Origin of the sequence: Pseudoalteromonas distincta, from assembly GCF_000814675.1 — a bacterium.
Lineage (GTDB): Bacteria > Pseudomonadota > Gammaproteobacteria > Enterobacterales > Alteromonadaceae > Pseudoalteromonas > Pseudoalteromonas distincta.
Map to the genome: position 1 here is coordinate 51,340 of NZ_JWIG01000011.1, position 14,273 is coordinate 65,612.

At 39.7% G+C, this 14,273-nt stretch carries 10 protein-coding genes; 2 read left to right on the top strand and 8 right to left on the bottom strand.

Annotated elements, in window-relative coordinates:
- Positions 1 to 52: 52 nt before the first annotated feature.
- Positions 53 to 1,399, top strand: coding sequence for a DUF2254 domain-containing protein (locus tag QT16_RS08180; RefSeq protein WP_039487868.1), 1,347 nt, complete (start codon positions 53 to 55; stop codon positions 1,397 to 1,399).
- Positions 1,400 to 1,533: 134 nt separating this feature from the next.
- Here QT16_RS08180 and QT16_RS08185 read toward each other — a convergent pair whose 3' ends face one another.
- The 3 genes from QT16_RS08185 to ggt all read right to left on the bottom strand — a co-directional run bounded on the left by QT16_RS08185 (position 1,534) and on the right by ggt (position 6,029).
- Positions 1,534 to 2,259, bottom strand: a complete 726-nt coding sequence (locus QT16_RS08185) for an SIMPL domain-containing protein (protein ID WP_007586691.1) — start codon at positions 2,257 to 2,259, stop codon at positions 1,534 to 1,536.
- A 154-nt stretch (positions 2,260 to 2,413) separates the two neighbouring features.
- Positions 2,414 to 4,108 (bottom strand): NAD-dependent malic enzyme, encoded by a 1,695-nt coding sequence (locus QT16_RS08190; RefSeq protein WP_039487871.1) that lies wholly within the window; start codon positions 4,106 to 4,108, stop codon positions 2,414 to 2,416.
- Between the two features lie 142 nt (positions 4,109 to 4,250).
- Positions 4,251 to 6,029, bottom strand: coding sequence for a gamma-glutamyltransferase (gene ggt, locus QT16_RS08195; protein ID WP_039487873.1), 1,779 nt, complete (start codon positions 6,027 to 6,029; stop codon positions 4,251 to 4,253).
- Positions 6,030 to 6,126: 97 nt separating this feature from the next.
- On the opposite strand from ggt, the gene rrtA reads away from it, so the two are divergent.
- Positions 6,127 to 6,723 carry a rhombosortase gene (gene rrtA, locus QT16_RS08200; protein WP_039487875.1) on the top strand — a complete coding sequence of 199 codons (597 nt, stop codon included), beginning with the start codon at positions 6,127 to 6,129 and terminating at the stop codon, positions 6,721 to 6,723.
- 81 nt (positions 6,724 to 6,804) lie between these two features.
- Here rrtA and QT16_RS08205 read toward each other — a convergent pair whose 3' ends face one another.
- The 5 genes from QT16_RS08205 to QT16_RS08225 all read right to left on the bottom strand — a co-directional run bounded on the left by QT16_RS08205 (position 6,805) and on the right by QT16_RS08225 (position 14,095).
- On the bottom strand, positions 6,805 to 9,309 hold the full coding sequence (locus QT16_RS08205; protein ID WP_039487877.1) for a S9 family peptidase: 2,505 nt from the start codon (positions 9,307 to 9,309) through the stop codon (positions 6,805 to 6,807).
- 132 nt (positions 9,310 to 9,441) lie between these two features.
- On the bottom strand, positions 9,442 to 10,605 hold the full coding sequence (locus tag QT16_RS08210) for an endonuclease/exonuclease/phosphatase family protein (RefSeq protein ID WP_039487879.1): 1,164 nt from the start codon (positions 10,603 to 10,605) through the stop codon (positions 9,442 to 9,444).
- 112 nt (positions 10,606 to 10,717) lie between these two features.
- Positions 10,718 to 11,869 carry a 5-(carboxyamino)imidazole ribonucleotide synthase gene (locus tag QT16_RS08215; protein WP_039487882.1) on the bottom strand — a complete coding sequence of 384 codons (1,152 nt, stop codon included), beginning with the start codon at positions 11,867 to 11,869 and terminating at the stop codon, positions 10,718 to 10,720.
- Positions 11,870 to 11,871: 2 nt separating this feature from the next.
- Positions 11,872 to 12,354 (bottom strand): 5-(carboxyamino)imidazole ribonucleotide mutase, encoded by a 483-nt coding sequence (gene purE / locus QT16_RS08220; RefSeq protein WP_002962540.1) that lies wholly within the window; start codon positions 12,352 to 12,354, stop codon positions 11,872 to 11,874.
- 151 nt (positions 12,355 to 12,505) lie between these two features.
- A complete protein-coding gene (locus QT16_RS08225; RefSeq protein ID WP_076914937.1) occupies positions 12,506 to 14,095 on the bottom strand; it encodes an ABC-F family ATPase in 1,590 nt (529 codons plus the stop codon).
- Between the last annotated feature and the right edge of the window lie 178 nt (positions 14,096 to 14,273).

Genomic DNA, 14,273 nt, shown 5'->3' on the forward strand with positions numbered 1-14,273 from the left:
TGCCTATGCTAAGCTAGAGGTATTAAGTTAGTAGAAAATACATAAGGATTTTATGTTTGTACCTCGCAAAGTAGCCGACAGTTACCGTGAAATGATTAACAGTATTGGCTTTTACCCTTCGATGCTTTCAGTGGGCTTTTTGGTATTTGCTATTATTACAATGTCGGTTGAATATTTAGCCCCTGTTGAGCAGCTAAAATCGTTTATATCGGTTGTACTTGTAGATAGCGCCGAAAACGCGCGGACTATTTTAAGCACTTTAGCGGGGAGTATTATTTCGCTCACCGTGTTTAGTTTTTCTATGGTAATGGTGGTTTTAAATTCGGCCAGTGCGAGTTTATCGCCCCGCGTAGTGCCAGGGCTTATTACACGTAAATCACACCAAATGGTTTTGGGCTTTTATTTAGGCAGCATAATTTACTCTATTATTATGCTTATAAATATTAATAAGCTTGATGGTGGCAGTACGGCAATTCCTTCAATAGGTGTGTTGTTTGCACTTATTTTTGGATTGATTTCATTAGGTTTGTTTGTATTTTTTATACATTCAATCTCACGTGCTATTCAAGTTGATAACGTGTTAAATGGCTTGTTTAGCCAAACTAAAAACGAAATTAAAACAATAATACAAAGACAACAAGAGAACCCAGTTGAAGACTTTCCAGACTTTAGCAAGTGGCATTCGGTAAGCAGTAAAACAGAAGGATATTATAAAGGCGTACATACCGATAAGCTGTGTGCTATTTTGGCTGAGCAAGATATAAAGGTGTATATATCTGTAAACCAAGGCTATTTTACAGTTAAAGGTTACCCGTTTTTAAAATGTAATAAAGATATAGCAAACGATGAAGAGCTGATTAATAAAATTCTCGACTGCTTTATTTTTTATATAGAAGAGTACATTAGCGATCATTACCGTTATGGATTAACGCAAATATCAGAAATTGCAGTTAAGGCAATGAGCCCGGGCATAAACGATCCCGGTACTGCGGTTAAATCAATTGATATGCTGAGTATTTTACTTATTCAACGACTTTCGATTAACGATATTAACTACTCGTTTAAGCACAGTGATAATGCCCCATTGTTATACCTTCATGAAACAAGCTTTGATGAGTTATTACACGACAACTTTACACCGCTGCGTAATTACGCCAAAGGCGATGCATACGTAATGACAAACGTGCTTGAGGCATTTAAAAATATTTTGTTTGTAGCCCATAAAGATACCGATGCACGAAACAGTTTATTTAATTATTTAAATGCGATTGTTGATGACATAAATGAGCATGTAACTAATGAATACGACAGACGCGAAGTGACTAATATGCTCAACTCAATAGCGCGTATTAGCCAAGAGCAAGGTGAGAAGTTGGTGGCACGTTTTGAGCACCACTAGGGCGTGTTGAATTATTTGGATTGAAATTTGTTCAATCTAGGGGCGATTAAATCGCGGCGCGAGGTTTGTAACCTAGTGGGCTAAGTAAAAACCGAGCAACATAGAGTTAATCGTCCCTAGGAAGAACCTATATTTTAATCTATGTAGTACACAGCATAGCTTGACGCTGTTACTTTAATCTCTCCAGCATGGTAGGCATCAGGTACATAGTTACTTGGTGCGCTATCAGCCATCATTACTTTTTCTGCGCGCATATAAGGCTGCGACTGCACATTGAGTGGACTCAGTGATGCGCTGTACAATCCTTTTAAGTCAACGCCATAATCTTCACTAAACTCTTTTGCAGCATCCCGTGCGTCTTTAATTGCTAACTTTTGCGCTTTTTTATGCAGCTCGTTATAGTTACTTGCTAAAAATTGCGTTTGATTAATTTCGTTAATACCGTTGTTAACTAAGCTTTGTAGTAACTCTGGGTATTTATTTATATCACTGAGTTTTACTGTTAACGTACGAGAAACCTTAAAGCCTTTAAATTCTTGATTACCGGTAGTGCGGTTGTATTGGCTATCACGGTTTATTGAAATTTGCCCTGCGTTTATATCTCCCTCTTTAACACCAATTTCTTTTACGAGCTTAATTGCCTTGGCGATAGTTAAGTCGGTTTTATTTTTAGCAGCAATTAAGTCTTTATCAACTTCGGTAATACCTACACTAAGCTGTACGTAATCTGGCATTGTAGTAAGAGTAGCTTCGCCCTTAACATAAATATGAGGAGCATCGGGAGTCGCTGCCGCAAGTGCATCAAAGCTAAGTACGTTTAAAGCCAGTGCACTACCTAAAACAAGAGTCAGTGTTTTCATTAAGTCGATCCTTTAATTATGTAAAAGCAAGTAAACACCGTACGTGGTTAATTAAATATGAACAAGCACAAAAAAACAGGCAATTGCCTGTTTTTTGTTAAGCGTTGTAAATAATGCTATTACGCCATTTACTTTTAATTACTTATAAACCTAATTAAACACTACAACGTTTATAGTTACGGTATTTTGGTAACCAGTAATTTTTGTCGATTGCTGCCCATAAGGCATCATCCGTAATCTCAAGAGCAACGCCCTCTTCGATTGCTTTTTTAGCAATGGCAAATGCAATACGCTTACTTAGCGTTTCAATTTCAGTCAGGGCTGGTAATAAACTGCCTTTACCTGTGTTGGCACGCGGCGACGACTCTGCAAGCATTTCGCTAGACACACTTAACATAGCATCTGTAATGCGCGTCGCTTTAGCGGCAATAACACCTAAACCAATACCCGGGAAAATATAACTGTTGTTACATTGTGGGATTGGGAACGTCTCGCCATTGTACTCAACAGGATCAAATGGGCTACCTGTGGCAACAAGTGCTTTACCGTCAGTCCACTTAATCACATCAGCAGGATGCGCTTCTACTTGCTTAGATGGATTACTTAATGGGAAAATAATTGGCTGTTCACAACCGGCATGCATAGCGCGTATTACTTGTTCTGTAAATAAGCCAGGTTGACCAGAAACACCAATCAAAATGTCAGGCTCAGCACAGTGCATAACATCAAGAAGTGATGCGTACTCGCCGCTGTATGTCCAATCACTTAGAGAGCCTGTAGGTTGTGCAAGTGCTTGTTGGAAATCGCGTAAGCCTTCCATACCCTCTGAAAGTAGGCCAAAACGGTCAACCATAAATACTTGGCTACGCGCTTGTGCTTCTGAAATACCTTCAAAAACCATTTGGCTAATAATTTGCTCAGCAATACCACAACCAGCAGAGCCTGCTCCCACAAACACTACTTTTTGTTGGCTTAAGGTTGAATTTTTAACACGACACGCAGCAAGTAAAGAACCGACCGTTACAGCCGCCGTACCTTGAATGTCATCGTTAAAGCTACAAATTTCATTGCGGTAGCGCTTAAGTAATGGCATTGCATTTGGCTGTGCAAAATCTTCAAACTGAAGTAATACATTCGGCCAGCGACGTTTAACCGCTTTAATGAATAAATCTAAAAACTCATCGTATTCGTCTTGAGCGATACGCTTATGGCGTGCGCCCATGTACATAGGATCGTTTAAAAGCTTTTCGTTATTAGTACCCACATCAAGCATTACAGGCAATGTGTATGCTGGGCTTATACCACCACACGCTGTGTAAAGTGACAATTTACCAATTGGGATACCCATGCCACCAATACCCTGATCGCCTAGGCCTAAAATACGCTCGCCATCGGTTACAACAATAACTTTTACTTTACCTTTAGTAGCGTTGCGTAAAATGTCGTCAATTTGAAAGCGATCTTCATACGAAATAAATAAACCACGTGCGCTGCGATAAATGTCTGAGAATTTTTCACAAGCATCGCCCACTGTCGGTGTGTAAATGATGGGCATCATTTCTTCAAGGTGGTCACGTACTAAACGGTAGTAAAGTGTTTCGTTGTTATCTTGAATCGCACGTAAGTAAATATGCTTATTAAGGTTGTCGGTAAAGCTAGAATACTGCTGATAACAACGCTCAACTTGCTCTTCTATTGTTTCAAAGCGAGGAGGAAGTAAACCAGCAAGATTGAAATTTTCGCGTTCTTTTTTACTAAAGGCGCTGCCTTTATTTAATAGCGGTGTTTCAATTAGGCCAGGGCCAGAATGATGAATATATAAGTAGTTAGGATCAGTATTAGTTGTCATATTTCCAGGCTTTAACGGAGTCTTAAGTTATGATCTGTCATTATCAGTGTTAGAGGTTTAATTGCAACGACAATTAAGCTAGTCAGACCATTGAGAGAAAATACATGCGGGCTTCACTGCCCGCATGTATATTATACATAATTTAAAATTTGATAGTGGCGTTATTATCAGTTAAATCAGATAACGCAACACCTTCACGGCGCGGATCAGCGCCACCATATAAGGTATTATTTTTAACTTCAACTGCGTGTAAGCCTGAGTTTAAATCAATAATACGTACATTGTGGCCGCGTTTGGTAAGTGCAGGCGCAATGGCTTCGATGGCTGTGCCTTTTTCAAGGCTGGTGTAATCGTTACGATTTGTTGTACGGGGTAAGTTAATGGCGTCTTGCGCTGATAAATTCCAGTCAATAACACCCACAACAACTTGTGCAACGTAATCAATGATACGGCTACCACCAGGTGAGCCTACAATTAAGCGTAAGCTACCATCTTTATTAAATACCATTACCGGTGACATAGAGCTACGCGGGCGTTTACCTGCCTCTACACGGTTTGCTACAAGCTTGCCATTTTTACGTGGTGATAACGCAAAGTCAGTTAGTTGGTTATTTAAAATAAAGCCATTAACCATAACCGTAGAGCCAAACGCCATTTCAATTGAACTGGTCATCGAAACGGCATTACCTTTACTATCTACAATAGATACATGTGAGGTAGAAGGTAACTCGTATGAATCATCCATTGCATAACTTAAGTACCCTACAGGATTTCCTGCTACGGCTTTTTGGTCTGTTTCGGTAATTAATTTAGCGCGTGAGGCAATATAATCTTTGTTTAAGAGCTCTTGTGTAGGTACTTGAGTAAAATCGGGATCGCCCATGTACATATCGCGATCGGCAAATGCAATACGCGAAGCTTGGCTAAAGTAATGAATCGCCTTTTCGCCATTTGGCTTAAGTGCGCTCATATCTTTATGTTCAAGCAAGCCAAGCATTTGCAGTACTGCTACGCCGCCACTACTTGGTGGTGCCATAGAACACACGTTATAAGCACGGTATTGAATACATACCGCATCGCGTTCTTTACTTTTGTAATCTGCTAAATCTTGCACACTTAATTTACCAGGGGCAATTTTAGAATGTTGTACCGCATTAACCATTTTTTTTGCATTTTCGCCTTTGTAAAATGCATCAATGCCCTGCTTTGCAATGTCTTTGTACAAATCAGCAAGTGGTTGATTCTTTTTAACGCTACCCACTTCAATTAATTTACCATTAGGGTAAAAGTATTCGTTAATAATTGGCATGCTCAATACGCCTGGGTTTAACTGTCGGGCTAATAAGCCATGTAAACGCGGCGAAACTACAAAGCCTTGCTCTGCAAGTTCAATAGCAGGTTTAAAAAGCGCTTCCCACGGTAATGTACCGTATTGTTTATGTGCGCTTGCAAAGGCATGTAAAATACCGGGTACACCAACAGAGCGTCCACCTACTACGGCTTCAATCCATTTAACGGCTTTACCGTGTTTATCTAAAAACAGCGTTTCGTCTGCATTTGCAGGTGCGGTTTCGCGGCCATCAAAACTAGTCAATTTATTGTTAGCCTTGTTGTAATACATCATAAATGTACCACCGCCAATACCAGAAGATTGCGGTTCAACTAAGGTAAGCACTAGTTGAGTAGCAATCGCAGCATCTACGGCACTGCCGCCTTGGGCTAAAATTTGTTGACCGGCTTTTGAGGCATATGGATTTGCCGCAGCGACCATGTATTTATCACCTTGCACTACTTTTTTATGGATTAATCCGGTAGCAGCTTCAGGTTCGCGAGTTTCAATTTGAGTTGTTTGCTGTGCTAATGAAGGCAGTGATACTGCGCACAGTCCAATGGCAAATAATGAGTTAAGTTTAAAATGCATAAAAATACTAAAAACACTTAATTACGTAGTTGTATTTGGCATCTTAAAGTTAAACGGGCACAATATGCAAAAATTTTGACTAAAAAAATATAATAAAATGCTTAATTTACCTATTCAACCTCGTTATATATTACCGCCTATTACTTTGCTGCTTTTTAGTACCATTTTTGCTGCATTTGATTTAAATAGTTTACTTGAATTTAACCGAAGCCTAATTGATGATGGCGAACTGTGGCGAATTTTTTCTAGCCAATTTGTTCATGCTAATTGGGCTCATTTGGGATTAAATGCCAGTGGTGTTTTACTAATATGGTTACTACACGGCGAATACACATCCCCTACTCGCTACGCTTTTAATGCAATTTCGCTAGCACTGTGGTGTGGACTCGGTGTTTATTGGTTTTGCCCAAACATACATATTTACACCGGATTAAGTGCTCTACTGCATGGTGTAATTATTTGGGGCGCAGTTAAAGATATAACCGTAGGGCTTAAGTCGGGTTATTTATTATTTATAGGCGTATGGATTAAAATAGCGTTTGAGCAATTTAGCGGCCCTAATGCTGATATAGGAAAGCTTATTAACTCCACTGTGGCTATTGATGCACATTTAATTGGTGTAATTGGCGGGACTCTGCTTGCCATACCACTGGTTATAGAGCTCTTTAAAAAGAACTTTAAAAAGAAAAAATAAAGTTAGATTTTGTTCAACCCAATAAAAACGCCGCATTAGTTAACTAAACCAATGCGGCGTTTTTGTTTTTATAATTAAAGCTTAAAGCGTTTCTTTAAATAGCTTATAAATACGGCGGTATTCGTCTAACCAGCTTGAAGGCTGTACAAAGCCATGTGGTTCAACAGGAAATATAGCTGTTTCAAAGTTTTGTTTTTCAAGCTCTATTAAGCGCTGCACTAAACGCACTGAGTCTTGAAAAAACACGTTATCGTCAACCATTGGGGCATTAATTAATAAACGTTTGTTTAAGCCCTCAGCGTAATAAATTGGCGAGCTGCGCTCATACGCAATCGGGTCAACATCAGGATGGTTTAATATATTAGCAGTGTACCCCGTGTTGTAATGTGCCCAGTCGGTAACAGGTCGTAGTGCCGCACCCGATTGAAATAACTCAGGCGCGGTAAACAATGCCATAAAGGTCATAAAGCCGCCGTATGAGCCGCCATAAGTGCCGACTGCTTTGGTATCAACGTTGGCATTTTGCGCCATCCATTTAACGCCATCGGCTAAATCTTGTGTTTCAGGTGTGCCCATTTGACGATAAATCGCGGTGCGCCAATCACGGCCGTAACCTTTAGATGCGCGGTAATCCATATCCATTACTATGTAACCTTCATCAGCGAGCAATGAATGAAACATAAATTCACGAAAATAAACCGAAAATCCCATATGTGAGTTTTGTAAGTAACCCGCGCCGTGGTTAAAAATAACTGCTTTGCGATTTTTACCTACTTCACCTTCTACGTAGTCAGCTGGGTAGTACACTTTTGCGTATATTGGTTGTTCGGTATGGCTCGATGGGACAGCAACAATTTTAGGTGCAGTTAGCTTTTTAGCTAAAAACTCATCCGACACTGTATGAGTTAAGCGCGTTGCTTTTGCATTGGCTTGTGCGTCAGCTACATAAAGCTCATTAGGCATCGTAATTGTAGAGTGCTTAAGGAGTAACTTGGTTTCATCTGGGCTTAACGTGTAATCGGTCATGCCGTTTAAGTCAGTAACTTGCTCACTCTTACCAGTTTGCGGGTTAACACGGTAAATTTCGTACAGACCTGGGTGTTCAACATTCGCTTTATAATAAATTGCGCTGTTGTCACTGGTAAGCGTTAAGTTAGAAACCTCAAATTGGCCTTGTGTTAGCGCGGCTGCACTACCATTAACTGGTTTTTTATAAAGCTGACTGTAACCCGACTCTTCCGATAGGTAATAAAGCGTGTTTGAGTTATGTAACCAACCAAAGTCGTTAAACGCATAAGCAATCCATGCGTCGTCATGCAGGCGATGTTGCGACACAAGTTTGTTGTTTTTAAAATCTACGGTAGCAAGCCAGCGGTCTTTGTTATCCCATGCTTCGAGCATGATAGCCACTTGTGAGCCGTCATCGTTCCATACTATTGGGCTTTGCTCAAAACCCCAGTCCATAATAAGGTTAATGCCACGAGGCGCCCTTTTAGACTTATATGTTTTACCATCACGTGCATAATTTTCTTTTTTAACTGCGGCTAAAACATCTTCGTCAAAGCCCGGTAAGGTATTAAAGCTAAGTGAAGTTTGTTCTTTGTTAGTTAAATTGATGTACACAAGCTTTGAGGTTTCTTCTTTAGCGTCAGCTACACGGCGGCGTGCTTTTTTAGGCTCAATGGTTGCATCATTTGTAATGTAGTTAGGCATAATATCGCCATCACCACGCCAATCTGTTTGCTTTTGTACAACGACTAATAAGGCATCACCATTTGGCGAAAGCTGAGCCTCTGCAACTTTATTACCGTCACCTAAGTAGTAAGCCGTATTAGCAATTGAATCGTTTTGTTCATTAATTTGCTCATTACGTGCTTGCTGATCTTTTTTATTTTTTTGTTGAAGCGCCACAAACTTAATCAATTTATGCTGCTCTTTAGCAATATACGTGCTTGGCTCTTCAATCCCTTTTGGCTCATCAGTAAGTTTTAAGTTAGCAAGCTCGCTCGTTAAGCCTGTTTTTAAATCAACTTTAAAAAACACATTGCCTTGGCGGTAAACTAAATCGCCGTTATTTAAAAATTGTGGTTTAGACTCGTTTGCTGATGTCGCTGTAATTTGCTTAAGTTCACCGGTTTTTAGGTTTTCAACAAACACATTGCCTTTAAATGTGTAAGCCGCCATTGTTTTATTTTTAGAATATACGGCTTTATTAGAACCCACAGTATGAAGTTTATTAAGAGCTACCTGCTCTGCTGTTTGGCTAGTAACAGATTGGCTAAATAAATTGCGTAGTGTATTACCTTGCTCTTTTTGAGCATAAATAATAGTAGCCGAATCGCTAGCCCAGTAAGCGTTCTCTGGCTGATTACCCATCCAATCAGGATCGGCCATTGCTTGTTCTAGTGTTATTTTTTGTGAGCCGATATCTGCTGGCGTGTTCACAACCGCAGCAACCTTACTTGCTGGTAAAGCACTTTGCTGTGTTGAAGAGGTGTTAGCGGTAGCGCTACAACCTGCAAGCATAACACTTGAGGCAACAGCTAAGGCCACTAACGTTTTAGATGAAGAAAAATTAAAAATCATAGTGCTTCTATACGGTTATTATAATTAAGCCGTATTTAAGCAGAAGCACTTAAGTTATTGCAATTTTTTAAGATAAATAGCCATTAAACAGGGTAAAGCTCTGTTTACTAGCGCTTCTCTTGTTAATAGGCGTTATTCAATTACCAAATCAAGCCAAACCATGCGGTGATCGCTCGATGCGTTTCTATCTTTAATTAAACGATATTCACTACTCGTTTTAGTAGGCCAAAACACACCACCGTCCTTAATTTTTAAACCATAGTTTGACGGTAAAACGTAATCAACACGGGCTTGCCAATTAGCACTGTAATTTTGTGCATAAGGCACATCATATTGCTCTTTAGCACCTTCGCTTTTTGGAACAAAGCTTGCGTTGATAAGTGGGTTTTTAAGTAATTGGTCGGTGGTTTTTGTACGGGCTTTGTCCCCCTCAGGGGCTGCATTTAAATCGCCTAAAATAACAAAACGAGAGTGAGCTTTTAAACCGCCCTTTTCGCCTTTATCGTCATAAATATACTTAGCATTTGAAACGTAATCGGCAATTAACTTTACTTCATCGTGGTTACGCTTGCCGTTTCTATCCTCTTCACCGTCAAATACAGGCGGTGTTGGGTGAGATGCAATAACATGAATTGTTTTATCATTTACGCTAATAGGTAAATCCCAAAACGATTTAGAACTGAGCCTAAGTGTTTGCCATTCTTGTGCGTTATACCAGTTTTCACCTGTTTTAGGCATCACAGGCATTTGTGCATTTGGCATGTCTTTATATTTAAAGGTTTGAAGGGTTCTTACTTTATCAAAATTAATTGGGTATTTTGATAGAACAGCCATACCGTAATGTCCTTCAAAAAAGCCAAAGCCTTGTGCATCGCCCATCACGCCATTTTTTTTGCCATCGTTATCTAAATCAAACTCGGTAGCTAGGCCTGTATTTACTGGTGCAATATAAGAGTAAGGGTAGTTAATAGCGGCTTGTTTTTGCTGACTTACGTTTAAATAATACTGATTAAAGTATTCAATGCCTTGCTCTTTTGGGATGTAATCAAATTCGTTAAGTAAAATAATATCAGGGCGAACACGCTGAATAATTTCCGCTATGTTCTTAATTTGCTGGTGGTTAGCTTTAAGTGCATTAACTAAAGCATCACTTTTAACTTGCTCACCTTTAGGCGTGTGATTAGTTGCATCCATACTTACATTAAAAGTTGCAACACGAAGAGATTCCGATGCAAATGTATTTAAGCTAAATAATGCAGTAATGGCTAGCACGCCAGATATTGTTTTTAGTTTCATTGTTTTACTTCACAAATTTAAAATTAGACTTTAACAGTATTACATATTCAAAGCCCATTTTTATGACAAAAAAATACCGGCTTAAGCCGGTATTTATATAAAGGTATGATAACTATTCGCTGAGCACTAAATTGGCAGCTGCTTTTAAAATACCAGGATAATCTTGCTCTGGTAGGTACTCTGTAAGTTCACCAAGTTTGTCTGCAAGCTCACCCATATTAACAGCTGATACATTAATATGGCCCATTTTACGACCTGGCTTAGCTGTTTTACCGTACCAATGGCTCGTTACATCAAACGTTTTTAATACTTCACTTGGAACACTTGGTTGGCCTAATACGTTTATCATCGCGGTAATGTGTTTAAGCTCTGTATTACCAAGCGGTAAGCCTGCAACAGCGCGCATGTGGTTTTCAAACTGCGAGCAATGGCAACCTTGTTGCGTCCAATGGCCTGAATTATGTACGCGCGGTGCAATTTCGTTAACGAGTAACGTGCCATGTACATCAAAAAACTCAATAGCTAACACGCCAACGTAGTTAAGCTCATTTGCTATTTTTGTAAATGCATCGTTTGCTTGAGCTTCAACACTTTGATTATTTTTACCAGCAATAGAAAGCGTTAATACACCATTTGTGTGCTCGTTTTCTGTTAGCGGATAAATAGCAACATTACCGTGTTTATCGCGCGCACCAATAATAGATACTTCACGATCAAACGGAATCATTTTTTCAGCAATAATCGTATGTGGCGCAAGCTCGGTGCCTGATGCAATAAATTCAGCCATTTGTGACCAAATTTCGTCTATTTGATCATCCGATTTTAAACGCCATTGGCCTTTTCCGTCGTAACCCGCTTGGCATGTTTTAATTACAAGTGGTTTACCTAGAGTTTTAACGGCAAGTTCTAAATGCGCTTTTTCAGTAATTAATTGGTACGGCGCACAAGTTACGTTTGTTTTATCAAGCAATGCCTTTTCAAGCGAGCGATCACCACCGGTTTTAATAGCGGCTTTACCTGGGTAAAACTTATTACTGTTACAGCAAAGGGTTAGAACATCATCAGGAATGTGCTCAAACTCTGCAGTAATGGCATCAGCGTTTGATATTGCTTGCTCAAGCGACGTGTTATAAATGTCACCGGTTAGCGGGTGCATAATTTGTTTACTGCCTACATCGTACGCAACAACGTTTAAATTAAGCGGCGCGCCTGCAAGGCTCATCATACGTGCAAGTTGCCCTGCACCTAATATTAAAATATTCATTATTACTCTGCAGGGTTTGGATTAGCTAATATAGTGTCGGTTTGAGCTTTACGAAAAGCTTCAATTTTTGCAAAAATTTCTGGATTTTGACATCCTAAAATTTGTGCAGCTAATAAACCCGCGTTTGCTGCGCCCGGCTCACCAATTGCAAGCGTACCTACTGCAACGCCTTTAGGCATTTGGCAAATAGATAAAAGTGAATCAACACCATTTAATGCTTTTGATTTTACAGGTACGCCAAGTACAGGAAGCGACGTAAAAGCAGCTGCCATACCAGGTAAATGCGCTGCGCCGCCAGCACCAGCAATAATAACTTTAATACCACGTTCTGCGGCTGAACTTGCGTAATCAGCAAGTAATTGAGGAGTGCGGTGTGCAGACACGACTTTGGTTTCGTACTTAATACCAAAATGCTCTAGCATAAGTGCTGCATGTTCCATGGTTGGCCAATCTGATTTAGAACCCATAATAATGCCAACAGTCATAAATACTCCTCAGTAATGTATTTTAAAAATAGCGGACTTATGTCCGGTTTTAGGCGGGTATTATACCCAAACCAAGTTTAATTGCGACTCACAAAAACAAAAAAAGCCATGTTTAAACATGGCTTTTTAGAGTTAACGGGTAAATAGCTAATTAAGCTTCTTTACTCGCTAGGTATTCTGCGTAGTTGCCTCTAAAGTCGATAACTTTACCGTCTTTAATTTCCCAAATACGGGTCGCAACCGACGATACAAACTGACGGTCGTGGGAAACAAACATCAATGTACCCTCGTAAGCTTCAAGGGCTAAGTTAAGCGCTTCAATTGATTCCATATCCATGTGGTTAGTTGGCTCATCCATTAACAATATGTTTGGCTTATGCATCATAATTTTACCAAACAACATGCGGCCTTGCTCACCACCTGAAATTACTTTAACTGATTTTTTAATATCGTTTTGAGAGAATAACATACGGCCTAAGAAGCTACGAACCACTTGCTCGTCGTCGCCTTCTTGTTGCCATTGCTCCATCCACTGAAACAAGTTCATGTCGGTTGCAAACTCATCAGCGTGATCTTGCGCGTAGTAACCAATATTCGCGTTTTCTGAGAACTTAAACTCACCAGCTTTAGGGGCTAAGCGCCCTGCTAATGTATTAAGTAATGTTGTTTTACCAACACCATTTTCACCAATAATAGCAATACGTTCGCCAACTTCTACTAAACCTTCAAGTCCAGAAAACAACGTATTGTCGTCAAAACCTTGTGTTAGGTTTGTCATTTCAAGTGCGTTTCTGAATAACTGCTTTTCTTGATCAAAACGGATAAACGGCGTTTGGCGTGAAGATGCTTTAACTTCGTCTAATTGGATTTTGTCGATACGTTTAGCACGCGATGTTGCTTGCTTAGCTTTAGATGCGTTAGCAGAGAAACGAGATACAAACTGTTGAAGTTCAGCAATTTGGTTTTTCTTTTTCGCGTTTTCGTTAAGTAATTGCTCACGTGCTTGCGTTGCTGCAAACATGTATTCGTCATAATTACCTGGGTAAATACGAAGCTCGCCGTAGTCAATGTCGGCCATGTGTGTACAAACAGAGTTTAAAAAGTGACGGTCATGCGAGATGATTATCATGGTACAGTCGCGCTGATTTAACACGTCTTCTAACCACTTTATGGTGTAAATATCCAAGTTATTAGTAGGCTCATCAAGTAGCATAATGTCTGGGTCTGAAAATAATACCTGTGCAAGTAGCACACGCAGCTTAAAACCCGGTGCAATTTCTGACATTGGGCCAAAGTGTTGGTCAGTGCCAATACCTACACCTAATAAAAGCTCACCTGCTTTAGATTCCGCAGAGTAACCATCCATTTCAGCAAATTCAGTTTCAAGATCGGCTACTTTCATACCGTCTTCTTCACTCATTTCAGGTAAAGAGTAAATACGGTCTCGTTCTTGTTTGATTTCCCACAGCTCTTTGTGGCCCATAATCACGGTATCGATTACTGAGTATTCTTCGTAGGCAAACTGATCTTGATTAAGTTTAGCAACGCGTTCGTTAGGATCAGTACTTACATTACCTGAAGACGCTTCAAGCTCACCACTTAAAATTTTCATAAATGTTGATTTACCACAACCATTTGCACCGATTAAACCGTAACGGTTACCATCGCCAAATTTTGCTGAGATATTTTCAAATAATGGTTTAGCACCAAATTGCATGGTGACATTAGCTGTACTAATAATAGCGCTACCCTCCAAAGGAGTAATGATGTATTTAAATTGCGCGCAGTTTAAACCAAAATGGCCTGTTTTTCTATGAAAGTTTAAAAGCAAACCACTGCGTTTTAGCCATTTATTATGGCTATGTAGTTAGTAGTAAAAATAACGGATTAGATTTAATGGTTTCGTTAATTTTTATTCA